The sequence below is a fragment of the Thermochromatium tepidum ATCC 43061 genome (assembly GCF_009664085.1).
GTDB lineage: Bacteria > Pseudomonadota > Gammaproteobacteria > Chromatiales > Chromatiaceae > Thermochromatium > Thermochromatium tepidum.
Genome location: NZ_CP039268.1, coordinates 2,607,900 through 2,631,625, shown reverse-complemented (window position 1 = coordinate 2,631,625; position 23,726 = coordinate 2,607,900). Strand labels below are relative to the sequence as shown.

The 23,726-nt window shown below is 61.6% G+C and carries 24 protein-coding genes and 1 other RNA gene; 5 read left to right on the top strand and 20 right to left on the bottom strand.

Annotated features, from left to right (window positions below; translation table 11 throughout):
* Positions 1-3: 3 nt before the first annotated feature.
* Both E6P07_RS12210 and hemH read right to left on the bottom strand, forming a co-directional pair.
* Positions 4-2,622 (bottom strand): Stf0 family sulfotransferase, encoded by a 2,619-nt coding sequence (locus E6P07_RS12210; protein ID WP_153975862.1) that lies wholly within the window; start codon positions 2,620-2,622, stop codon positions 4-6.
* 110 nt (positions 2,623-2,732) lie between these two features.
* The gene (gene hemH, locus E6P07_RS12205; protein ID WP_153975861.1) at positions 2,733-3,833 is read right to left on the bottom strand and encodes a ferrochelatase; all 1,101 of its coding nucleotides are present in this window, start codon (positions 3,831-3,833) and stop codon (positions 2,733-2,735) included.
* 207 nt (positions 3,834-4,040) lie between these two features.
* On the opposite strand from hemH, the gene dapC reads away from it, so the two are divergent.
* Genes dapC through dapE form a run of 3 tightly spaced genes read left to right on the top strand, consistent with a single transcriptional unit; the run spans position 4,041 to position 7,272 of the window.
* Positions 4,041-5,249 (top strand): succinyldiaminopimelate transaminase, encoded by a 1,209-nt coding sequence (gene dapC / locus E6P07_RS12200; RefSeq protein WP_153975860.1) that lies wholly within the window; start codon positions 4,041-4,043, stop codon positions 5,247-5,249.
* Positions 5,250-5,291: 42 nt separating this feature from the next.
* The gene (gene dapD / locus E6P07_RS12195) at positions 5,292-6,113 is read left to right on the top strand and encodes a 2,3,4,5-tetrahydropyridine-2,6-dicarboxylate N-succinyltransferase (RefSeq protein ID WP_153975859.1); all 822 of its coding nucleotides are present in this window, start codon (positions 5,292-5,294) and stop codon (positions 6,111-6,113) included.
* A gap of 19 nt (positions 6,114-6,132) precedes the next feature.
* Positions 6,133-7,272, top strand: a complete 1,140-nt coding sequence (gene dapE, locus E6P07_RS12190; RefSeq protein WP_153976227.1) for a succinyl-diaminopimelate desuccinylase — start codon at positions 6,133-6,135, stop codon at positions 7,270-7,272.
* An 18-nt stretch (positions 7,273-7,290) separates the two neighbouring features.
* Here the strand turns inward: dapE and minE are convergent, their stop codons facing one another.
* From minE to E6P07_RS12115, 15 genes are all read right to left on the bottom strand, one after another.
* Complete coding sequence (gene minE / locus E6P07_RS12185) at positions 7,291-7,569, bottom strand: cell division topological specificity factor MinE (protein WP_153975858.1); 279 nt, start codon at positions 7,567-7,569, stop codon at positions 7,291-7,293.
* A gap of 3 nt (positions 7,570-7,572) precedes the next feature.
* Positions 7,573-8,382, bottom strand: a complete 810-nt coding sequence (minD, locus tag E6P07_RS12180; RefSeq protein WP_153975857.1) for a septum site-determining protein MinD — start codon at positions 8,380-8,382, stop codon at positions 7,573-7,575.
* 27 nt (positions 8,383-8,409) lie between these two features.
* Positions 8,410-9,189 (bottom strand): septum site-determining protein MinC, encoded by a 780-nt coding sequence (gene minC / locus E6P07_RS12175; protein WP_246172847.1) that lies wholly within the window; start codon positions 9,187-9,189, stop codon positions 8,410-8,412.
* A 155-nt stretch (positions 9,190-9,344) separates the two neighbouring features.
* Complete coding sequence (locus E6P07_RS12170; RefSeq protein ID WP_153975856.1) at positions 9,345-9,689, bottom strand: histidine triad nucleotide-binding protein; 345 nt, start codon at positions 9,687-9,689, stop codon at positions 9,345-9,347.
* A gap of 24 nt (positions 9,690-9,713) precedes the next feature.
* Entirely contained in the window at positions 9,714-10,310 is a 597-nt protein-coding gene (gene recR, locus E6P07_RS12165; protein ID WP_153975855.1) for a recombination mediator RecR, read from the bottom strand.
* Between the two features lie 4 nt (positions 10,311-10,314).
* Complete coding sequence (locus tag E6P07_RS12160) at positions 10,315-10,638, bottom strand: YbaB/EbfC family nucleoid-associated protein (protein WP_153975854.1); 324 nt, start codon at positions 10,636-10,638, stop codon at positions 10,315-10,317.
* 139 nt (positions 10,639-10,777) lie between these two features.
* Positions 10,778-12,394, bottom strand: coding sequence for a DNA polymerase III subunit gamma/tau (dnaX, locus tag E6P07_RS12155; RefSeq protein WP_153975853.1), 1,617 nt, complete (start codon positions 12,392-12,394; stop codon positions 10,778-10,780).
* Positions 12,395-12,465: 71 nt separating this feature from the next.
* Positions 12,466-12,562: signal recognition particle sRNA small type (gene ffs / locus E6P07_RS12150), an RNA gene on the bottom strand.
* Between the two features lie 145 nt (positions 12,563-12,707).
* Positions 12,708-13,775, bottom strand: a complete 1,068-nt coding sequence (gene aroB, locus E6P07_RS12145; RefSeq protein ID WP_153975852.1) for a 3-dehydroquinate synthase — start codon at positions 13,773-13,775, stop codon at positions 12,708-12,710.
* A 2-nt stretch (positions 13,776-13,777) separates the two neighbouring features.
* Entirely contained in the window at positions 13,778-14,302 is a 525-nt protein-coding gene (aroK, locus tag E6P07_RS12140; RefSeq protein WP_153975851.1) for a shikimate kinase AroK, read from the bottom strand.
* 79 nt (positions 14,303-14,381) lie between these two features.
* Positions 14,382-16,625, bottom strand: coding sequence for a type IV pilus secretin PilQ (locus tag E6P07_RS12135; RefSeq protein WP_246172845.1), 2,244 nt, complete (start codon positions 16,623-16,625; stop codon positions 14,382-14,384).
* A gap of 94 nt (positions 16,626-16,719) precedes the next feature.
* The gene (locus tag E6P07_RS12130; protein WP_153975849.1) at positions 16,720-17,238 is read right to left on the bottom strand and encodes a pilus assembly protein PilP; all 519 of its coding nucleotides are present in this window, start codon (positions 17,236-17,238) and stop codon (positions 16,720-16,722) included.
* A complete protein-coding gene (locus E6P07_RS12125; RefSeq protein ID WP_153975848.1) occupies positions 17,238-17,837 on the bottom strand; it encodes a type IV pilus inner membrane component PilO in 600 nt (199 codons plus the stop codon). The genes E6P07_RS12130 and E6P07_RS12125 overlap by 1 nt, the downstream gene beginning before the upstream one ends.
* A 72-nt stretch (positions 17,838-17,909) precedes the next feature.
* Positions 17,910-18,494, bottom strand: a complete 585-nt coding sequence (locus E6P07_RS12120) for a PilN domain-containing protein (protein WP_153975847.1) — start codon at positions 18,492-18,494, stop codon at positions 17,910-17,912.
* Positions 18,494-19,555 (bottom strand): pilus assembly protein PilM, encoded by a 1,062-nt coding sequence (locus E6P07_RS12115; protein ID WP_153975846.1) that lies wholly within the window; start codon positions 19,553-19,555, stop codon positions 18,494-18,496. Before E6P07_RS12115 ends, E6P07_RS12120 begins: the two co-directional genes overlap by 1 nt.
* Positions 19,556-19,845: 290 nt before the next feature.
* Between E6P07_RS12115 and E6P07_RS12110 the strand changes: the two genes are divergently transcribed.
* Positions 19,846-20,454 (top strand): hypothetical protein, encoded by a 609-nt coding sequence (locus E6P07_RS12110; RefSeq protein WP_153975845.1) that lies wholly within the window; start codon positions 19,846-19,848, stop codon positions 20,452-20,454.
* Positions 20,455-20,466: 12 nt separating this feature from the next.
* On the opposite strand, the gene E6P07_RS12105 is transcribed toward E6P07_RS12110, so the two are convergent.
* Entirely contained in the window at positions 20,467-21,762 is a 1,296-nt protein-coding gene (locus E6P07_RS12105; RefSeq protein ID WP_153975844.1) for a citrate synthase, read from the bottom strand.
* 98 nt (positions 21,763-21,860) lie between these two features.
* Positions 21,861-23,123, bottom strand: coding sequence for a malic enzyme-like NAD(P)-binding protein (locus E6P07_RS12100; protein WP_153975843.1), 1,263 nt, complete (start codon positions 23,121-23,123; stop codon positions 21,861-21,863).
* 56 nt (positions 23,124-23,179) lie between these two features.
* On the opposite strand from E6P07_RS12100, the gene E6P07_RS12095 reads away from it, so the two are divergent.
* Positions 23,180-23,431 (top strand): hypothetical protein, encoded by a 252-nt coding sequence (locus E6P07_RS12095; RefSeq protein ID WP_153975842.1) that lies wholly within the window; start codon positions 23,180-23,182, stop codon positions 23,429-23,431.
* 45 nt (positions 23,432-23,476) lie between these two features.
* Here the strand turns inward: E6P07_RS12095 and rpmE are convergent, their stop codons facing one another.
* On the bottom strand, positions 23,477-23,677 hold the full coding sequence (gene rpmE / locus E6P07_RS12090) for a 50S ribosomal protein L31 (RefSeq protein ID WP_153975841.1): 201 nt from the start codon (positions 23,675-23,677) through the stop codon (positions 23,477-23,479).
* Positions 23,678-23,726: the final 49 nt, after the last annotated feature.

The following is a 23,726-nucleotide window of genomic DNA, read 5'->3' as shown; positions in this document are numbered from 1 at the left end:
AGGTCATGAACCGCGGATCGCCCGCTTGAGCCGGCGCAGCGCAGCCTCCATCGCGGGGGTGCGCTGCCGGCGGAGTGTGATCGCCGAGCGATCAAAACGCCACGACCAACCGGCGGGGATCAATCCAAGCCGCTCCAGTACCCGTCGGGCCTCCCCCTCGGGGTCGGCGGCCAGCGCCTCGTAGTCGGTGATCACCGGTTCGATGCCATAGAGTGCGAAATAGCTAGCAAACTGTCGGTGTGCCCAGGTGATCTCCTCTAGTTTGCGCACCAGGTCTTCGGCTGTCAGTTCCGCCAACACGCGGGTCAGGTCGGGTTCTGGATAGGCACCGCTCCAGGCGCCCGTGCGTTCGGCCACCAGATGGGACAGGGCCTGGGCCAAGAGGTCGTCGCGCAGGACCCAGACGAACTCCACCCTCGGCCAAGCATGCGGGATGACCCCGACCCGGTGTAGGAAGAAGAGCTGATCCCAGCTCAATTTGATTGCAAGCACCGGGGGGTCGTCGAGACGGGGATTCAGATGGTCGAGATAACCGGCCAGATCGTTTAGGCCTGCTCGCTCGCAGGTGTCGATGACCCGATCGAAATTGAAGGCCTCGTGCGCCCGGTTGACCAATCCGGTCGCCGCCAGGGCCTCGGCCAACAGGTTCGAGCCGCTGCGATTGGTAAAGGCGATGACCAGGACGGCATCTGGACGCTGATCCGGATCGGGCAGCGCCGGGCGTAGACGCCCGTTCGCGCGGCGTGCGAAATAACCCAGGATCTCGCGTTCGTGGAGACCTGGGTCGTAGTCGAGCAGGAAGGGGATGGGGTCTGGATCGGGCGCCTGGATCTCGGCTGAAATGACGGCGACCTCTGGGGCAGGGGCTGGTTTCATCTCGCCGTATTGAAGCCGACCCAGCAGCCAGTCGGTACCTGCGAGCCGAGCCTCGATTACCACCGACCCCTGGATGACCGCCATCTCGACCATAAAGGCATAGGCGCCATCCCCCTTGCCGGCCTCGCGGAGGTCGTCGCGCGACCGATCGGCCCACACCTCTTGCCAGGCTTGGCCATTGAGGCTAAGGCTGACCGCCAGACGCAGATCCGGACTCCCTGGGGCCCACACCCAGCCGTGCAGGATGCCCGAGATCACACCGTCGAGATGGCCCTCCACCAGGGTCTGTGGGATTCCGAACGGTGTCAGACGGCGCACCTCGTCGAGCAGCCGGCGCCGCGACTCGTCTGCCTGGCTGGCCACGCGCCAGCGTTGGACGATCTGCTCATTGGTGAGCCTGGCCGTCGGGAGTCTGACCGGGAGTCTATAATCCCAGGCGACCTCCAGCCAGTCGCGATACTGCGCCAAACGGTCCGGGATGTCGTGCTGGCGTGGTCCGTAGCCGTGTCTCAGACAGTGGGCGCACACTGAACCCGGATAGCCCTGGGACAAGATGCCCTCACGTAGCCGCTGGAAGGGTCGTCCCTGCCATAACACCCGGCCATCGACCTCCCTGAGATTGCCCAAAGACGGCCCCGAGTCGTCGGCAAAGCAACAGGGTTTGGTGTGACCGCTGCGCCGGACATAGAGGGTCTTGAACGGCTCGAGGCAATAGAAAGGCGCGTCGCCCGCGGGCGCGATGGGTGCAAAGACCTGCTCCAGGTCTTTAGGCGTCAGATGCCAGGCATCGATACGCTCATGGGTGCTGTGACTCGGAGGCGGGCGCACGGGCTTGAGCGTGCGCGCCGCCTCGGCGAGTGCCGACAGGGGCAGGGTGGCGGTGAGGTCACCGCGCGCGGCCTGCCAGGCTGCTTCATCCTCGACCCGGGTCTGGAGATACTGATCGGTCGCGAGGATCAGACCGCGCGCCTGGGCCCGTCGTTCGGCCTCCTCGAGGATCGGACCCTCGACCCAGGGGCGCAGGATCGAGCGATGGCCGCGGAGTTCCTTGGTCGTCTCAAAGGTCTGGAGGGTCTTGAGATGGATGACCTCGACCCCGTGATCAGCCATGAGCTCGACGAACTCGGGCAAGCGGCGCACCTGGTGCTCGAAGGCGATCGAGTTGACCTCGATGCGCGGGTAGCGGCTTCCCTGGGCGCGTTTGCAGGCCGTAAGTCGCCTGAGTCCGGCGAGTAGGGTCTCGAAACGCCCGCCGAGATAGATCGGCTCGTATTCCGCGGCCTCGACCCCAGAGGCGCTGACGGTGACGCTAAAGACTTGCTGCTCAACGAGTGCCTCGCACAGCGCCTGATCGAGATGCATCCCGTTGGTGAAGAAGTCGATCAGGACCCGATAGGCCCCCAACTCCCGCAGCAGCGCGACGAACCCGGTATGCAGGGTCGGCTCGCCATAGCCGAAGCAGTGGACATCGATGACCTGGTGCAGGAGCGACTCCAGATGCGGCCGCAGTGCCTCGAAGTCCAAGAGCCCGCGTTCTTGCTCCTTGAGCGAATAGAGCCGGCTCGGACTCAGGCCCGAGAAGGTCGGACACATGGCGCACTTGAGATCGCATAGATTGCTGATCTCCAAAAAGAGCTCCAGTGGCGCCTCCGGCGGCGCGCCGCCCTCGGCCCAGGCGGCGAGGCGCTCGATGGCCGTCAGGCGTTGCGGCCACCAGTCGGGGAGGGCATTCGATGCGGCTGTCACGCCTTGGGATCCCGATAAAGCATTTGAGCAGAGGGGCGAGCGTTCTCGCGATGGGTGCGACCCTAACACCGATAGGCTAGCGATGTCTCTAGACAGACCAAAGCGGCCGGTCAACCGCTCGGCGAGCACGCGCGCGCCCGCTCGGCACGTTTGACGAGCTCATTGGCGTCGGCGGCGGGACGCTCGATCTCAGGCCAGCCGCTGCAATGGCGCACCACCAGATCAGCGATCAGTGCCATATGATCGGCCTTGTCGTTGAGACAGTGGATGTACTCATAAGACTGGCCGCCCGCCTCGAGAAATAGTTTGCGATTCTCGACCGCGATCTCTTCGAGCGTCTCCAGACAGTCGGCCGAGAATCCGGGCGAGAGCACCTGGACCGATTTTATCCCTGAGCGTCCCCAGTCTTCGAGTGTGGCACTCGTATAGGGTTTGAGCCATTCCTGCTTGCCTAGACGCGACTGGAACGACAGCGCCCAGCGCTCCGCAGGCAGTTTTAGCGTCTCGGCGAGCAATCGTGCGGTCTTGTGGCAGTGGCAGAAATAGGGATCTCCCTGGTCGAAATAGTCCTGGGGGATGCCGTGGAAGGACAACAACAAGCGTTCGGCCTGGCCATGCTCGGCCCAGTGGGCGCGGACACTCGCGGCCAGCGCCTCGATGTAGGCCGGCTCGTCGTGGTACTGGTTGACGAAACGCAGCTCCGGCAGCCAGCGCCACTGCATCAGTTCACGCGCCACGGCGTCGAAGACGCTGCCAACGGTGGTGGCCGAATATTGCGGATAGAGTGGCAGGATCAGCACCCGCCGCGCATTGGCCGCGCGCAACTCGGCCAGTCCCGAGGCGATCGATGGCCGGCCATAGCGCATCCCGAGCGTGACCCTGACGGGTCCACCTAGACGCGCGTCAAGCAAGCCCTGGAGCGCTGTGGCCTGGCGGCGCGCGATCTCCAGCAGCGGTGAGCCTTCCTGCGTCCAGATGGATTGATAGGCATGGGCCGAGCGCGCCGGGCGCGTGCGCAGAATCCAGCCATGCAAGAGCAACATCCAGGGTAGGCGCGCCATTTCCACCACGCGCCGGTCGGAGAGGAATTCGGCTAGATAGCGGCGCACATCCGGCACACTCGGGCTGTCTGGCGTGCCGAGATTGACGAGCAGGACCCCGAGCCGTTCCGGGGTATCGTGACGATAGTCGGGCGTGTTGATGAAGGTCATCGGACGAGACATCACTATGGGCAAGGGTGGCAGGGCGCGGCGCTCGGACCGTCGGTCGGTATGGACCGAATGGTACCGGAGATCCGGAGCGGATGTATCCGGGTCGCATCATGGAGCCATGAGGTGGCTTGGCCTATACTAGCCGGCCTCGTTCAGCGTCCCGGCCCAAATCAAGGCCGGCGCCTCCACTCAGGTTTGACGTCAGCGATGAATCCGGATCTCGTCCGACTCCAGTCCTATCCCTTCGAGAAGCTCGCCGCGCTCAAGCAGGGGATCGATCCGCTGCGCGAGCGCGATCCGATCGCCCTGCACATCGGCGAGCCCAAGCATCCGACGCCGAGCCTGATCGCCGAGGCGCTGATCGCCCATCTGCATAGACTCTCGGTCTATCCGACCACGCGCGGTCTGCCCGAGCTGCGCGCGGCCATCGCCGACTGGCTGGAGTCCCGTTTTCAGCCCGAGCGCGGTGTCAGGCTCAGGGTCGATCCAGAGCGCCACATCCTGCCGGTCAACGGCACCCGCGAGGCGCTGTTTGCCATCGCCCAGGCCGTCGTCGATCGCACCCGGCCCAATCCGCTCGTGCTGATGCCAAATCCCTGCTATCAGATCTACGAGGGCGCGGCACTCTTGGCTGGGGCCGAGCCGCACTATCTGGCCTGTCGGCCCGAAAATGGCTATATCCCGGATTTCGATGCGGTCGATGCGGCGACCTGGGACCGCTGTCAGTTACTCTATCTCTGCTCGCCCGGCAATCCGACCGGCGCCGTGCTCGATCTTTCAACCCTGACCCGATTGATCGAGCTGGCCGAGCGTTACGACTTTGTCATCGCCTCCGACGAATGCTATGGCGATCTTTATCAAAACGACGACGCCCCACCGCCCGGTCTGCTCCAGGCCGCCGCCGCGCTCGGCAACCACGACTTTGAGCGTTGTCTAATGTTCCATAGTCTGTCGAAGCGTTCGAACGCCCCGGGGCTACGCTCAGGCTTCGTCGCCGGCGATGCCCGGCTCATCCGCGACTTCCTCACCTATCGCACCTATCACGGCTGCGCCATGTCGTTGCCGACTCAGTACGCCAGCCTCGCCGCCTGGCGCGATGAGGCGCATGTTTGCACCAATCGGCGCCTCTATCGCGAGAAGTTCGCCGCCGTGAGCGCGATCCTCGGCCCAGCGATGCCGGTCGAGGTCCCCGCTGGCGGCTTTTTCCTGTGGCTTGAGACGCCGATCCCGGACACCGACTTTGCACGCGATCTCTATGCGCAGGAAAACGTCACCGTGTTGCCGGGACGTTTCCTCTCGCGCGCGATCGACGGCGATGATCCAGGCGCCGGACGGGTGCGCATCGCCCTGGTTGCCCCACTCGACGAGTGCGTCGATGCCGCCAAGCGCATCCGCGCCTTCGTCGAACGTCTCTGAGTCCAACAGCACCACCACAGACCCAACAGGTATCAGCCCATCATGAGCGACCAACAGAACATCATCCTCGAGGCCTTCGAGCGCCGCGTCGAGATCACACCACGCACCGTCGAGACCCATGTCCGCGACGCGGTACAGGACGTCATCGAGCGTCTGGACCAGGGCAAGTTGCGCGTGGCCGAGAGGCGCGACGGCAACTGGGTGGTCAACGAGTGGGTGAAGAAGGCGGTGCTCCTGTCTTTCCGCATCGAGGACAACGCCTTCATGAAGGGTGGTTTCACCAACTATTACGACAAGGTGCCCTCCAAGTACGCCGATGCCAACGCGCGCGAGTTTCGCGCGGCTGGGGTGCGCGTGGTGCCACCAGCGACGGCACGCAAGGGCGCCTACATCGCACCCGGCTGTGTACTGATGCCGTCCTATGTCAACATCGGCGCCTATGTGGACTCGGGCACCATGGTCGACACCTGGGCTACGGTCGGCTCCTGCGCCCAGATCGGCAAGAACGTCCATCTCTCCGGTGGGGTCGGGATCGGTGGGGTGTTGGAGCCGGTGCAGGCCGCCCCGACCATCATCGAGGACAACTGCTTCATTGGCGCGCGTTCCGAGATCGTCGAGGGCGTGATCGTCGGCGAGGGCGCGGTCATCTCAATGGGCGTCTACATCGGCCAGAGCACCAAGATCTACAACCGCGAGACCGGCGAGATCCTCTATGGCCGGGTCCCACCCGGCGCCGTGGTGGTCCCCGGCAACCTGCCAGCTCAGGATGGCAGTCATAGCCTCTATTGCGCCGTCATCATCAAGCAGGTCGATGAGAAGACGCGCGGCAAGGTCGGCATCAACGAGCTGCTGCGTGATATCTGACCGCCCCGAGGCCGCCGCGATGTCGCCCACGCTCGAACTGACCTGTGAACTCATCCGCTGTCCCTCGGTGACCCCCGAGGACCAGGGCTGTCAGGGACTCATCGCCGAACGTCTGGCGGCGCTCGACTTTACCCTCGAGCCCATGCCCTACGGCGAGGTCCAGAATCTCTGGGCGCGGCGCGGGACGGAAGGCCCGCTACTGTGTCTGGCCGGACACACCGACGTAGTGCCGCCCGGCCCCTTGGATCTCTGGGACTCGGACCCCTTCGACCCGGTCATCCGCGATGGGCTGCTCTATGGTCGGGGCGCGGCGGACATGAAGGGCTCGCTCGCGGCCATGGTGACGGCGGTCGAGTCGTTCGTGGCCGTGCACCCGGATCATCCGGGGTCGATCGCGTTCCTGCTCACCAGCGACGAAGAGGGTCCGGCGGTGAACGGCACCGCCAAGGTCGTCGAGCGGCTGCAGCAGCGCGGCGAGCACATCGACTATGCCCTTGTCGGCGAACCCTCGAGCCGCGAGCAATTGGGGGATTCGATCAAGAATGGACGGCGTGGCAGTCTCTCGGGCTTTCTGACCATCCAGGGCAAGCAGGGCCATGTGGCCTATCCGCATCTGGCCAAGAATCCCTTCCATGCGGCGGTGGACGCCCTGGCGGCACTCTGCGCCGAGGTTTGGGACAGGGGTAATGACTATTTTCCCCCAACCAGTTTCCAGATCGCCAATCTCAACATGGGCACCGGTGCCGAGAACGTCATCCCCGACCGGTTGGAGGTGCAGTTCAACCTGCGTTTCTCGACCGAACTCGACCCCGAGACCATCAAGCGCCGCGTGCGCGCCATCCTGGATCGGGGCGATTTCGACTACGAACTCGCCTGGCGTCTGTCGGGGCATCCCTTCCTGACGACGCCCGGCAAGCTGGTCGAGGCCGCGCGCGCGGCCATCCGCGAGGTCTGCGGGCTCGAAACCGAGCTCTCGACTGGCGGCGGCACCTCTGACGGACGCTTCATCGCACCGACCGGGGCGCAGGTGGTGGAACTGGGACCGCTCAACGCGACCATCCATCAGGTCAACGAATGTATCGCAGTCGCGGATCTCGATCAGTTACATCGAATCTATGGGCGCCTAATCGAGCAACTGCTGTTGCCGAGGGCGGAGTGATCCGCTGCGCTCCCTGGCTTAGGCTCCGCGCGACGACCCCGACTCGGGGAGGATAATGTTGAGTTCCAGCACCTCGTGCGACTCGGCCTGCTCATAGGTCACCGAGATCGCGTCCATGTCGACCTCAACATATTTACGAATCACCGCCAGGATCTCTTGCTGGAGCTGCGGAAGATAAGAAGGCTTGTCTCGCGCGACGCGATCATGGGCGACGAGGATCTGCAAGCGTTCCTTGGCCACACTGGCATTGCCCATCGTCTTGGGGCGGGAGGAGACGAAATAGTCGAGCAGACCCATGGTTCACCCCTTGAAGATGCGACTCAGCAGACCCTTTTTTTCCGGATGGAGGAACCGGTGCGGAACATCTTCGCCCAGATAACGCAACACCATGTCGCTATAGGCCTGACCGGCGTCGCTCTCGCGGTCGAGGATGACGGGGATGCCAGCATTGGAGGCGTTGAGCACCGCCTTGGACTCAGGGATGACGCCAAGCAAGCGCAGCGACAGGATCTCCTGGACGTCATCGACGCTCAGCATCTCGCCGTTGGCTACGCGCTGCGGATCATAGCGGGTCAGGAGCAGATACTCGCGAATCGGTTCTAGATTCTCCTCGGCGCGCTTCGAACGGCTGGAGAGGATCCCGAGCATCCGATCCGAGTCGCGCACCGACGAGACCTCGGGATTGGTCACCACGATGGCATCGTCGGCAAAATACATGGCCATATAGGCACCGTGCTCGATCCCGGCAGGCGAATCGCACACGATGAAGTCGTAATTGTCCCCTAGATCGCTGAGCACGCGTTCCACGCCGTCCTTGGTCAGGGCATCCTTGTCGCGCGTCTGCGAGGCCGGTAGCACATAGAGGTTGTCGCAGCGCTTATCGCGAATCAGGGCCTGATTGAGATTGGCCTCGCCGTTGATGACGTTGATGAAGTCATAAACGACGCGCCGCTCGCACCCCATGATGAGATCCAGGTTACGCAGACCGACGTCGAAGTCGATGACGACGGTGCGCTTACCACGCTGAGCCAAACCCATGGACATGGCGGCGGCAGTGGTCGTCTTGCCGACTCCGCCCTTTCCCGAAGTGATCACGATGATTCTTGCCAAGTTCACACCCTCCTTTGGGGTGGAGGTTCAGAGTTTCTCAATACGCAGGATCTTCTGCTCCAGAAAGACCTGGACCGGGACACCGCGCAGTTCGTTTGGAATACCTTCGCTGACACGATAGTGTCCGGCGATCGAAATCAATTCGGCCTGAAGGTCGTGGCAGAAGATACGCGCCTCCAGGTTACCGCTCATGCCGGCGAGCGCACGTCCGCGCAGCGGACCATAGACGTGGATGTTACCGTCGGCCATCAGCTCAGCGCCTGAGCTGACCGGCGCGATGATCGACAGATCCCCACCGACGGCATAGACACGCTGGCCGGAACGCACAGGTTTGGTGATCAGCATAAACCCTGAGTGGGCGGCAGCCGGGCGTGCTTGCGCCGTTCCTGGAGTCGGTTGGGCCTTTTCAGACACCTTGGCCAGATTGCCGGCCACGGGTTCAGGCTTGATCTCTAGCTCATCCGCCGACTTGATGCGCCGGAGATAGGAATCGCTCAACACCGCTAGATTGAGCGCTTCGGCGGCGGCGGCCTGCTCGGGATCGGCGCCACGCACCCCGAAGGGGATCATGCCATAGCCACGCAGCAGCCCAATGAGTTTGGGCAAGGGAACCGGTGGCCCGTTGCGCGGCAGTTCGCTCAGATCGATCACGACCGGGGTATTACGAAAGAACTCCGGTGCCTGATCGACCTTGATACCGAGCCGCGAGGCTAAGGTATCCAGATCCGTATCGAACAGGCGGATGATGGGGAGCGTAAAACCGGCGGCCTTGAGTTCGAAGGCGCCGCCGCCATCGGCGGCTGTCATTGAAGAAGTCGGTTTTTCGGCCATGTCGTTGGGGTTGAGCGAGGCGTGCGCCTGATCTCCAGCCAGGTTTGGTATCGATCCGGTACCAGTTTCGACGGACAATGCTAACCCGTGTCGGCCTTTACTCCTAGTGATTCAAGGCGTGCCCCTAGGGTTCAACCCGGCGGCCACTGCATGGGACGCCCACCAAGGACGTGCAGATGCAGATGGAAGACGGTTTGTCCGGCCTCGGCATTGCAGTTGATGACGGTGCGATAGCCGCGCTCGGCGATACCGGCCTCGCGCGCGACCTGGGCCGCGACCAAGAGCAGCTTACCGAGCAGCTCGGTATCCTCGGGCTTGGCGGCGTCTAGGGTCGGGATCGGCTTACGCGGGATCACCAGCAGATGCGTCGGCGCCTGGGGATTGATGTCCCGAAAGGCCACCACGTCTTCGTCCTTGTAGACGAGATCGGCGGGGATCTCGCCAGAAGCGATCCGGCCAAAAATCGTGTCGGACATAAGTTGGTTCCAGTCGAAGGTTAATCAGAATGTATGGCGTCCGGAGAAGGCCAGCGCCAGGGTGCCGCCGTCGATGTGTTCCAGCTCGCCGCCCAGGGGCACGCCATGGGCGATACGGGTCACGCGCGTGCCGTAACGGGCGGCGCGATCGGCGATGAAGCGCGCTGTGACCTCACCCTCGACCGTTGGGCTGATGGCGAGGATGACCTCGGCGATGGCCTCATCGCGCAGACGCGCCTCAAGCACCTCGAACCCAAGCTCGTCCGGGCCGATGCCGTCGAGCGGCGAGAGCCGTCCACCGAGCACGAAATAACGTCCACGATAATCGGTCGCCTGCTCGATGGCCACCACCTCCGAAGGTTGCTCGACGATACACAGCAGCGAGTCGTCGCGGTTAGGATTGGCGCAAAGCGCGCAGACCTCGTGTTCGGTCAGGGTGCGACAGCGCGCGCAGCGCCGGATCGCGACCATCGCCTCGGCCATCACCCGCGCCAGACGTGCGCCGCCTTCACGGTCGCGCTCCAACAAATAGAAGGCGATGCGTCGCGCCGACCTCGGACCAATACCCGGCAGACAGCGCAGGGCCTCGATCAGCTGGTTCAGGAGCGAATGCTCATCCACATGTTCAAGACCAGGGCAGCTTCATGCCCGGCGGCAGCGGCATGCCAGCGGTCAGCTCGGCCATGGTCTCCTTGGCCTTCTCGGCGATACGCTGGCTAGCGGCATTGATAGCAGCCGTGATCAGGTCTTCGAGCATCTCCTTGTCTTCACCCATGAGCGAGGGATCGATCTCAACGCGCTTGGCCTGATGCTGGCCGTTCATGGTGACCTTGACTAGGCCGCCTCCGGCCTCGCCGGTGGTCTCTTCCTGTGCCAGACGCGCCTGCGCCTGCTGCATGTCTTCCTGCATCTTTTGCGCCTGCTTGAGCAGGCCACCCAGTGCCTTCATGTGTTCACCTCAAATAGGGTTGTGACAAGGCGCCCGGCGGCTCCGGACGCTGGGATTCGAGCGATCGTCTCCAGTGGAGACCATCATGCCTAAAACTTGTCTCGCGCCTCTGTCCAGGCGCGAGACGGAAAGCCGGGTATCAATCGTCGGGCTGGATACTGCCCGACGTCCAGTCCGCCTCGAAGGTATCGCGTATCGATTGGGCGACCGGATCGATATACATCTGTGCAACCGCCGCTTGTCGGCGTTCTTCGGCCTCGCGCGCACGCCGCTGTGCTAGGGTCTCCTGCTCGGGATGGGCGACCTTGATCTCTAGTTCGAGCGAGCGTCCGAGTGCCTGTTCGAGCGCGTCCTTCAGACGTGACAGGGCGCTCGGCACACGCAGACGCTCGGCGGACGGATCGAGCTGGAGACTGAGCCGCCCATCTTGATAGTCGCGAAAGGCGCAGTTGTGAGCGAGCTGGTCGGCGATGCCGCCAACCGATAGCCGTGCCACGAGCCGCTGCCAGTCGTCCGTGTTTTCGAGTGTCTGCGAGCCGGACGCTGTCTGCGGCGTTGCATCGCACGACTGAAGCCAAAGGGGTCGCGCAGACTGGGTATCCGCCGATGGTCGGGCGACCGACGTACTGTCTGTATCCGGAAAAGACGCCTCGGTGGGTCTCGCGCCTGGATCCCCCGGGCGGAAGGCGAGCGCGCGCAACAGCACCATCTCCAGCCCGCTGCGCGGATCGGGTGCCAGCGGTAGATCAGTCTGGCCAGTGAGCGCCACCTGATAGAAGAGCTGAACATCCTCGGGTGTCAACCGCTCGGCGAGCGCCAACAGACGCGAACGATCAGGGTCGTCTTCGCCCAGGGTCTTGGGCACCTGCTGGATCAGCGCCAGCCGGTGCAGGAGCCCGATCAGCTCACGCAGCAGCTCGGCAAAATCGGGCGTCATGGACGCCACGCGCTCGACGGCATCCAGCGCGGCGGCACCATCACCCTCGGCCAGGGCGTCGAGGATGTCGAGCGCCAGATCGCCGCTGAGGGTGCCAAGCATGGCGCGCGTCTCGGACTCGACGACCCGCCCACCACCGAAGGCGATGGCCTGATCGAGCAGACTGAGCGCGTCGCGCAGACTGCCGTCGGCCGCGCGCGCAAGCAGGGGCAGGGCGGTGGACTCGAACTCCAGCCCTTCCTGTTCCAGCACATAGCGCAACCGGTCGATGATCTCGCCCGGCAACAGCCGACGCAGATTGAGCTGAAGACAGCGCGAAAGCACCGTGACTGGGATCTTCTGCGGGTCGGTGGTCGCGAGTAGAAACTTCACATGGGGCGGCGGCTCCTCAAGCGTCTTGAGCAGCGCATTGAAGCTATGCCCCGAGAACATGTGCACCTCGTCGATGAGGTACACCTTGAAGCGCGCCCGCACCGGGGCATAGGGGACGTTTTCGAGCAATTCGCGGGTCTGCTCGACCTTGGTGCGCGAGGCGGCGTCGACCTCGAGTAGATCGACGAAGCGTCCGGTATCGATCTCACGACAGGCCGAACAAAGCCCGCAGGGCTTGGAGCCGACGCCCTGTTCGCAGTTGAGCGCCTTGGATAGGATGCGCGCGAGCGTGGTCTTACCGACACCGCGGGTCCCAGTGAACAGATAGGCGTGATGGAGCTGATTACGGTCGAGCGCATTGGAGAGCGCGCGCACGACATGCTGCTGCCCGACTATATCGTCGAACGAACGGGGACGCCATTTGCGGGCAAGCGCTTGATAGGACATGGCGCGATTATATCAGTCCGGATCTGGACGGCATGAGGAATCGCGGGGTAAACAAAGGCTTAGGCGGCGACCCGCGCCAGCCGCACCCCGGCACACGTTGCCACCGCTGCGGCTGCTCCCTTCCGGGCCTGACCGGGTTCACGGTTTCACGTTGCGAAGGGACCGACGCGGGTCACCATGATGACTAGATTGGCGTCTTGCGCCAAAGCGAAGGCGAAGCTTAGCAGAGAGCTGAGTGGAACACAAACGATCCGTGGCGGATCCGCCTGCGGGTCTCTCGGGTTGGGAGGCCAAAGAGGATCACTGCAACAGTTCAAGCCAGGACGTGTGCCAAGGCGTCGTGATCGAAATCGCTGGTGACGACGGCTTCACCGAGCCGCTTGAGCAGCACCAGACGCAAATGACCGGCGAGCACCTTCTTATCGACGGCCATGAGCTCAAGCATGCGCTCGGGCGCCAGTTGTGGCGGACGCCTGGTCGGCAGTCCGGCTCCAGCAATCAGACGGTGAGTGCGCTCGACCTCGCTCTCGGTCAGCCAACCGAGACGCGCCGAGAGCGCAGCGGCCAGACAGATACCCGCACCAACCGCCTCGCCGTGCAACCACTCGCCATAGCCAACACCGGTCTCGATGGCATGGCCGAAGGTGTGACCGAGGTTGAGCAGGGCGCGACTGCCGGACTCGCGCTCGTCCTCGGCGACGAGCTGGGACTTGATCTCGCACGACCGCCAGATGGCATATGCCAGTGCCTCGGGATCACGCGATCTCAGCTTGCTCAGGTGAGATTCGAGCCAATCGAGGAAAGCCGCATCGCGGATAAAGCCATATTTGAGCACCTCGGCCAGCCCGGACGAGAGTTCGCGCTCAGGCAGGGTGTTGAGGGTGTCTGTGTCGGCGATGACGGCACGCGGCTGGTGAAAGGCACCGATCATGTTCTTACCGGCCGGGTGGTTGAGGCCGGTCTTGCCGCCGACCGAGGAATCGACCTGGGCCAGGAGCGTGGTCGGAACCTGGATGAAATCGACCCCGCGCTGATAGCAGGCCGCTGCGAAGCCAGTCATGTCGCCGATCACGCCGCCGCCGAGGGCGATTAGGGTGCAGTCACGTGCGAAGCGTTCGGCGAGCAGGGCGTCGAAGATCCGGCTCCAGACTTCGAGCGTCTTGTAGACCTCGCCGTCGGGCAGGATGACTTCGCGCACCTGATGGCTGCCAAGCGCCTGTTTGACCGGCCCTAGATAGAGCGGCGCCACAGTCTCGTTGGTGACGATCATCACCTGTGGCCCACGCAGATGTGGACGATAGAGCTCCACATCGCCAAGCAGGGCCGAACCGATGTGGATCGGGTAGCTGCGCGCCCCGAGTTCGACGGTCAGGGTTCGCATGGTCAGATGTCCTCGGATTCGAGACGGCGGCAGATCTCCTTGACCACGGAACTGGTGCCGCGCTTCTCGGTCGAGACCACCAGATCGGCGACCTGACGGTAGAGCGGTTCGCGTTCGGCCATGATCGCGCGCAAACGCTCGAGCGGGTCTTCGGTTTCGAGCAGAGGGCGGTTGCGGTCGCGGGCCGTGCGGGCGTATTGCTGCTCGGGGCTGCAATGGAGATAGATGACCACGCCACGGGCGGACAGATCCCGGCGGTTCTCCGGATTCAGCACCGCACCGCCGCCGGTGGCCAACACGATCCGCTCCTCGGCGACCAACTCCTCAATGACCTGACGCTCACGGGCACGAAAGCCGGCTTCGCCCTCGAACTCGAAGATGGTGGGGATATCGACACCCGTGCGGCGCTGGATTTCGTGGTCGCTGTCCTTGAAGGTATAAGACAGCGCCTCGGCCAGTTGGCGTCCAACGGTACTCTTGCCTGCGCCCATCGGTCCGACGATGAAAATGTTCCGTGCACGTAACATGGAAAGAGGGATGCCAGATTCCAGATACTTCAATAAGGCTAAATACATTGAAGATACGACACGATGGGAGATCGGATCCTCATTTTTGAACTAGATCGCTCTTCAGGATCTTAGGTGTCACGAAGATCAGGAGCTCCTTATTGTTGTCATTGCGCGCCTCTTGTTTGAACAAACGCCCGAGTACTGGAACATCGCCGAGCCAAGGGACTTGCTCTTTACTAAAGGTTTTTTCACGCTCGAATATACCTCCAAGGACGACGGTTTCGCCATTATCGACCAGGACGTTCGTTTTGATCGATCGCGTATCGATTGGAGGCTCCTGAACGGTGTAGGAGCGGTTCGGGGCATCCTTGGTGATTTCGAGATCCATGATGATACGGTCATCCGGGGTGATCTGCGGGGTCACGTTCAACTGTAATACGGCCTCTTTAAAAGCGACCGATGTATTACCCTCCCCAGTTTTTTCTTGGTATGGAATCTCTTCACCCATCTTGATGGTTGCTTGACTTTTATCGGCCGTAATGATGCGCGGACTTGAAATGATCTCACCCCGACCTTCCTGTTGCATGGCCGAGAGTTCGAGTTGGACCAAATAGGAACCCACCTTACCGATCAGAAAATTGATGGAACCAGAGGGGGCTGCTGCGGGTAAATTGGTGATCAGAGTCGCATTGTCATTTTCATCCTTGAGGATCGAGTTGTAGCGCGTACCAGCCGTGTTGAGACCGAATGGACCCGCATCATAATCCCCGACGGCCAGACTTCCGGTCTGGCCACCACCGATCAGGATTTCATTCCCACCAAAACTTCCCGCCGAACCTGAGGCACCGAAACGCACCCCGAGATCCCGCGCAAAGTTGTTATTCGCGATCACCACTCGCGACTCGATCATGACCTGGCGTACGGGTACATCGAGCAGGCTCACGACCCGTCGAACCTCTTCGAGTGCCTTGAGCGTATCCTGTACGATCAGGGTATTGGTCCGCTCATCGAAGGTCACAGACCCACGCGGCGACAACACACCGCGTTCGGATATACCGGCCGCCGCTGCGGCCTGGTTCAAGGCTGGTCCGACCTGATCGCGTCGTGTCGAGGTCGCCATCGGACGCACCCCAGTACCCGACGAGCCCGAACGCCCGATCCCTCTTAGGACAGCAGCGATATCGGCGGCCTTGGCATAATTGATCTGAATGAATTCAGTCCGAAGTGGCGCGAGCTCCTCGATCTTTTGCATGGATTCCATCTCAAGCTGCTCTTGTGCCGCCAATTCCTGTGCCGGCGCCACCCGTATGACATTGCCATCCCGTCGCATCGCCAGACCCTTGGTCTTGAGGATGATGTCGAGCGCCTGATCCCAGGGGACGTTCTTTAGGCGCAGGGTGATATTCCCGCCGACACTGTCACTGGCCACCAGATTGAGATCCGTGAAATCGGCCAGCACCTGCAACACCGCCCGTACCTCGATATCCTGGAAGTTTAGCGACAACCGCTCGCCATCATAGACGACCTTCTGACGCGCGATCTCTTCCTTCTCGGCCGCTGTGAGCGGCCTGAATTCGAGGGTGAACAGTTCATCGGTCTGATAGGCCATGTAGTCGAAATCACCCTGGGTCTGGACCTCGATCTCGACGTTGGCGCCATTGGGACGCGATTCGATCTGGGTCACGGGTGTCGCGAAATCGACCACATCGAGTCGACGATAGAGCCGCTGCGGCAGCGAGGTCTGATAAAGATCGACATAGACCCGGCTGGCCTGTTCGCGCACCGCCACCCGGGTATCAGCACTCGGCAGCCGAATGATGAGCCGACCCTCGCCGCTTGCACCACGCCGAAAATCGATGTCACGCACGGCTGGTCCAGCTCCGGTGGTCTGACGCGCGCGAGGCGGCTGACTCCAGGCGGGTGCCTCGCTCCGCGCAGCGGTTTGAACCGCTTGCGTAGCGGCGGGGGCCGAAGTTGGCGTCGAAACTGTGCGCCCCTGAGCCCCGACCTTGATCGTGATCTGATTGCCGGAGGTGCTGACCTCATAGGGCGCGGGATCAGTGAGATTGAGCACCACGCGGGTGCGCCCGCTGGCCCCGACCGCGATCAGGCTATGCACAGGACCGAGTCCGATCGGAACGGATTTACTCGCGAGCCGATTGTCTACGCCCGGTAGATCCATGGCGATGCGCGCGGGCGACTCGGTCGCAAAGGTCTGGGGTTGCCCAACAGGCTCGGTTAGATTCAGCCGGATCTGAATCTGGTTGTCGGGAAGCGCCTCAAATTGCACATCCCGCAAATCAGCGGCCAGTGTTGGCATGGCCAGGGTCACGAGCAACATGGAGACCATCCAGAAACCCACACCGCTTGAACGATCGACTCCGAACCTGCAGCCTCTCTGACATGGACTGTTCATGTGGTCCCCCTTAAGGATCTCATTTACTCAACGCCACCGAGGCCGGGCGTTCGCGCCATTGGCCGGGTGCGTCGGAGACGATCTCGTTCAATTGGATCGCGTCTAGGCCGATCGAAATGATCTGACCATAATTCTGCCCCATGTAATTGCCGACCGTGACCCGATGCACGATGCCTTCCTGGGTCCGGATCAGAGCCCAACGGGTATCATTCTGCTCGAGCGTTCCGACCATGCGCAGCGAATCGAGCGGGTAGTTTTCAAGTTCTTCCTTGGGCCGATTTGGATCGGGCGCCAGCCCATTATCGGTCACAGCCAACTGTTCAGATTCAGGCTGAACATCGGATTGAAAGGGATCACGCCGCTCGCCTGGCTCATACACAAAGGTTTCAACCGGCTCGATCGTTGGCAATGGCTCGATGGGTCCAGGCGGACGCGCGTTGACTTGTTGTACATAGGATTGGAGATCGCTCATGTCGTGAGAACCACAGCCGGCCAGCAACAGGACAGCGGGAAACCACGGGAGTCGATGCGTGATCATCACTTCGTATCCTCTTCCATATAGCGATAGGTCTTGACCGTGGCCTGCAGGGAAAGTGGTTCGACTGCTGCACCCTGACCGCCGCTGCTAGAGATCTGCACGTTATGAATGGTGACGATGCGCGACAAGGCGGCCAGGCCGCTGACGAACCGACCAAAGTCGTGATATTGACCACGCACCCGAATGCGGATCGGCAACTCTGCGTAGAAATCGCGAGGGATCTCGCTCTCGGGCTGGAACAGCTCAAACTCCAGACCATTGGCCAGCCCCGTTTGCGAGACATCGACGAGCAACGCAGCGACCTCGGTGCGATTCGGCAGCTGCTTGAGCATGGCCCCGAAGGTCTCTTGCATCTCTGCCAACTGATCGCGATAGGCTTGCAGGTTGGCGGCCTTCTGCTGCTTGGTCTCCAGGGTGACACGTAGATCCTGCTCGGTCTTTTGTTCTTGGGCGAGCTGTTCGAGCTGTCCGCTGGTGTCGTAATAGTAGGCCAGACCGCCGAGGGCAATACAGGCGATCAGGATGGCGATCACCTTGATCGGGGTCGGCCATTCACCAAAGTTGTTTAGTTCGATCTGATTGAGTTCGTTGAGATCCATGCGCCGGCTCCCGTTCGGATGGTTGGTCGGTTCACCTTGAAACGGCTTGAGTTTTGTAGCCGGTTTGCGCGTCTACTGGGTCGTCTTGGTGGATTCGGGTCCCGGACTGATCTGATCAAACGAGAGACGGAAACGATTGAAACCTATCCCTGACCTCTCTTTCCCTGTCTTATCCTGGTTTTCGATCAGCATCAGACGAGGCTGGCCTATGGATCGCGAACCTTCGATCTGGCGCATGAAGGCTGACACACGCGCGTTTGATTGAGCACGCCCCTCGACCGTGATCGAGCGCTCCGACTGTTCGAGCTTGGTTAGATAAACCCCCTCGGGCAGGGCCGTCACCAACTCGTCGAAAAGCCGCACGATGTCAGGTCGGCTCTTTTGCAAGCGCTGGATGATCGCCATGCGCGCAAGCAGATCAGCCTTGGTCTTCTCGATCTCCTCGATCTCCTTAATCTTGCGGTCGAGCACGGCGATCTCGGTCCTGAGGTATCGATTACGCGCCTGCTGGCCACTGATCCGATCCTCAAAATAGAAATGCACCAGTGCGATGACCACGCCGGTCAGAGCAAGCGCGATCCCCAAGGCCGTCAGGAATTCCTGTCGGCGTTGCTGACGTGCCGCCTCACGCCAGGGAAGTAGATTCAGGCGTACCATCAGTCGAACCCTCGCAAGGCCAGGCCGACGGCCACCATCATCCCAGGGGCCTCTCGCATGAGCGACTTGGAATCGACGCGCGGCGCAAACGACATCTGGCTGAATGGATTGGCGACCGTGGTGGGGATCTTGAGGCGCTCCTCCACCAGGGTATCGACTCCCGGAATACCAGCCGAACCGCCGACCAGGAGTATCCGGTCGACATGGCTGAAGGTTGTCCCGGAATAGAAAAACTGGAGCGCGCGTCCGATCTGCTGGACCAGGGCCTCCTTGAAGGGGTTGAGCACATCGATCTCGTAGGTATCGGCGACATTGCCGTCGCGGATCTTCTGCGTGGCTTGTTCTTCTGTTAAACCATAACGGCGCTGCACCTCCTCTCTGAGTTGCCGTCCGCCGAAGTTTTGCTCGCGTGCGTAGACGATACGCTCGGCGCTAAACACATGGAGCGTGGTGGTAGAAGCCCCTACGTCGACGATCCCCAGGATATCGGCCTCCTTGAGGCCTAGTAACCTTGAACAGGCGTGCTTTATGGCATAGGCCTCGACATCGACCACCTGGGGTGTCAGCCCGGCCATCTCCAGAACATTGACCCGATCGTCGACGTTCTCGTGCCGCGAGGCAGCCAGCAGTACCTCGACGAGCGCCGGATCGCTCGGTGAGGGCCCGATGACGTTAAAATCGAGATTGACCTCTTCGAGCGGATAGGGAATGTACTGATCGGCGTCGAGTTGGATCTGGGCTTCCATCTCGGCATCCTTCAGGGTGGCAGGTAGATTGATAACCTTGGTAATGACCAAGGCCCCCGCGAGGGCGACGGCCGCTCGCTTGGTCTTGGTGCCCGACCTGGTCAAGGCGCGACGGATACCCTCGCTGACCATCTCGTGCTCGACGATCTTTTTCTCTACGATGGCCGTGCTCGGTAACGGCTCGATCGCATAGTGCTCGACCCGAAAGCGGGGGGCGGGCGTGGTGGCGGTCCGCGACAGTTCGATCAACTTGATGGCTGTCGTACTGATGTCGATCCCCAAGAGCGGACTGTTTTTGCGCGTGAGGCCAAACATAGTGATCTCGCTGGTCGTATCCGTCGCGAAGTGGATGATCGTATCGTAGCAGAGGCGTAAACGGGGTTGGAGAGACCAAAGTTTGAGAAATACCACGACTCATTATAGACACATTCGCCCTAATGTCGATTCTGTTGTCGAAGCCAACCTCTAAGTTAGGTTACACTTGTCCCATCAGATAGTTAGGCGTTCTCGACGAGGGCTCGTGTAATTGTTTCGCCGCGATACGCCTCACACGCCTCGACGAAAACACCAATTGTTGCTAAAAAAATACAAACTGGAACACCCCGATGTCCAATCCTGATCGCGTGAACAGTCAACGCGAACACCTGGCCTATGAGGCGGCGCGCATTATGATCGAGCAGGGCTTGACCGACTTTGAGTCGGCACGGCGCAAGGCCGCAGCGCGCATAGGCATCTCGGATCGGCGCCAATGGCCTTCGAACGAGGCCCTCAAAAAGGCGGTCCTCGTGCAACGTCGGCTGTTCATGGGGACAGAGCACGATGAGCAAAACCGCTTGCTCAAGCGTGAGGCGATGCGGGCGATGCGGATGCTGTTGGAGTTTGAGCCAAGACTGATCGGCCTGGCGCTTCATGGCGTAACGAGCCGGCAGCAAGGCGTGGAGCTATTGCTGTTTGCCGACCGACCGGAAGACGTGCTCTTTAAACTCGCCGATCATGGCATCCCCTGGCGCGAGGGGGAGCGCACCCTACGCTATGCCGGCGGACAGCGGGTATCACATCCCGTCTTTGCGTTCATGGCCGGGGAGATTCCGTTTGCCTTGATCGTGCTGCCGCCGCAGGCTCGACGTCAGCCGCCGCTCGACCCGATCACCGACCGACCCAATCCGGGTGCGGACCTCGCAGACTTGGAGCAGATGCTAAACGACGAGACCTGAATCGCGGTGGAATCAGCGCTTTGAGATCGGCTGATAGTCGCGCTGTGCCGGCCCACGGTAGATCTGGCGCGGACGTCCGATGCGGTTGTTGGGGTCGTTCATCATCTCCATCCAGTGCGCGACCCAGCCGACGGTGCGTGCCACGGCGAACATCACGGTGAACATGTTGCGCGGGATGCCGAGCGCCTGATAGATAATGCCGGAGTAAAAATCGACGTTCGGATAGAGTCGGCGTTCGACGAAGTAGGCGTCGTTGAGCGCGATCTCTTCCAGTCTCATCGCCAACTCGAACAGCGGGTTGTTGGTATCGGCCAGCTCGTTGAGCACCTGATGGCAGACCTCGCGGATGATCTTGGCGCGTGGGTCGTAGTTCTTGTAGACCCGATGGCCGAAACCCATCAGACGGAAGGGATCATCCTTGTCCTTGGCCTTCTCGATGTATTTGGGGACGTTCTTGACGTCGCCGATCTCCAAGAGCATGTCGAGAACGGCCTCATTGGCCCCACCATGTGCCGGTCCCCACAGCGAGGCGATGCCAGCGGCGACGCAGGCGAAGGGATTGGCACCCGAACTACCGGCGAGCCGCACGGTCGAGGTGCTGGCGTTTTGTTCGTGATCAGCATGCAGGATGAACAGCAGGTTCATCGCCTTTTCGGCAAGCGGGGTCGGTTTGTAGTCCTCGCAGGGCGTGGCGAACATCATGTGCAAGAAGTTGGCGCAGTAACGTAAATTGTTACGCGGATAGATGATCGGTTCGCCGATGCTGTGCTTGTAGGCCGCCGCCGCGATGGTGGGTACCTTGGCGATCAGGCGATGCGCCGAGATCTCGCGGTGGTGCGGGTCATTCACGCTCAGTGAGTCATGATAGAAGGCCGAGAGCGAGCCGACGACGCCTATGAGCATGGCCATGGGATGGGCGTCGTAATGAAATCCATTGAAGAAGTTTTTCAGGTTCTCGTTGAGCATGGTGTGACGCATGATCAACCGCTCGAAGCTGACGAGTTCGCTCTCGCACGGCAGCTCACCGTACAGCAACAGATAGGCTACTTCCAGGAAACTCGCCTTGGTGGCCAGCTGTTCAATGGGGTAACCGCGATAGAGTAAGATCCCTTGCTCGCCGTCGATGTAGGTAATAGCGCTGTTGCAGCTGGCCGTGGACATAAAGCCCGGGTCATAGGTGAAAAATCCGGCCTCCCTGTACAGCGAGGAGATGTCGACCGCTGGCGGTCCAAGTGTGCCCTGGCGCAGCGGGAAGTCATAGCGCTCGCCGGTAAGGTTGTTGGTCACTGTGATAGTTTCGTTCGTCATGGGCTCGCTCCTGGGCAGGTCGTTCGACACCGATGCGCCTCACCCCTGCCGGTCAGTGGATCCATAGATCCGAATCGATACCTCTGGCTGGGTCAATTTCAGTGATCGGACGAAAGCCGGGCGACACCGCTGTCGATGGCGGCGCGCGCGACCGCCACTGGTACCCGCTCGCGCAGACGCGGGTCGAACGGTTTGGGAATGATGTAATCCGAGCCGAAGTGCAATTCCTTCAGTCCATAGGCGTCCAACACATCTCCCGGCACCGGCTCGCGGGCGAGTGCGCGTAGCGCCTCGACAGCCGCGATCTGCATGGCCTGGTTGATGCGCGAGGCGCGCACATCGAGTGCGCCTCGGAAGATAAAGGGAAAACCGAGCACGTTGTTGATCTGGTTCGGATAGTCCGAACGCCCAGTGGCCATCACCAGATCGTCGCGCACCGCCAGCGCCACGTCCGGACGAATCTCAGGCACAGGATTAGAGAGGGCGAAGACGACCGGACGCGGCGCCATGGCGGCGATCATCTCGGGTGTGACCAGATCTGGTCCCGAGACGCCGATGAAGACGTCGGCGCCTACCATGGCCTCAGCGAGGGTGCGCTTGTCGGTGGCGACCGCCACGCCACGTTTGTAGGGGCTTAAATCCTCGCGTCCGGTGTGGATGATACCCAGGCGGTCGACACAAAGGATGTTGTCGGGCTGGGCACCAAGCGCCAGCAGCAAATGGACGCCGGCGATCCCGGCCGCGCCGGCCCCCAGCACAACGAGGCGCGACTCGGCCAGGGTCTTACCCTGCAGTTCCAGGGCGTTGAGCAGACCAGCAGCGATGATAATGGCGGTACCATGCTGATCGTCGTGGAAGACCGGGATGTCGAGTCGCTCGATCAACGCCTGTTCGATCTCGAAGCAATGCGGCGCAGCAATGTCTTCCAGATTGATGCCACCGAAGGTCGGGGCGATGCGTACCACGGTCTCGATGAAGGCCTGTGGGCTCTCGGCATCGACCTCGATATCGAAGCAATCGATGTCGGCGAAGCGCTTGAAGAGCACGGCCTTGCCCTCCATCACCGGCTTGCCGGCCAGTGCACCGACATTGCCCAGACCGAGCACGGCACTGCCGTCGGTGATGACCGCCACCAGATTACCCTTGTTGGTGTAGCTATAGGCAAGATCCGGCTCGGCGTGGATCCGGCGTACCGGCTCGGCGACGCCTGGCGTATAGGCCAGCGAGAGATCGTGTTGGGTCACCGCCGGCTTGGTGATCAGGGTGCCGATCTTGCCCGGTCTTGGCTGGGCGTGGAAGTCGAGCGCCTGGCGGTTGAGGTCGGCGTCCGGATGATGGGCCTGGTTCTCGGGATCGGTCACGGTGGTCTCCGCATGATGAGGTGGAGATCGCCCAGGGGCGACGAGCTTCCGAGTCAATGTCGCTGGACGACATGGCGGAGCGCGCGCGGGCAGACGACAAGGGAATTCATGATCGTCGCGCGCGGACGGCGAGTCAAATGGATGAAGCTGAAGCGATAGATCGGGGAGATATCGAATCAGCCGGTATATCGGAGATTCCGATGATGGATGAACACAAACGCCGGACTTTCAGGGTAATTCGCGCCAGCGCCGAGACGACGCGGCACCTGTCAGCGAAGGTACCGCGCCGGATGATCGATGGGTGGTAAGCCCAGGCCGAGGGATCCAAAAAGGCCGAGGGATCCAAAGGACCCTCAACGAGCGTATTTGCGACGGAACCTATCGACACGCCCGGCGGTGTCGACCACCTTCTGTTTTCCGGTATAGAAAGGATGACAAGCAGAACAGATCTCCACATGCATCTCCTTGCCCTTGGTCGAGCGCGTCATGAATTCGTTGCCGCAGCTGCAAACGACCCTCACATCAAAATAATCGGGGTGGATTCCTTTTTTCATGGCCTATTCGCCCCATTGGCGGTTAAAAATTTTTGAATAACAAGAGATT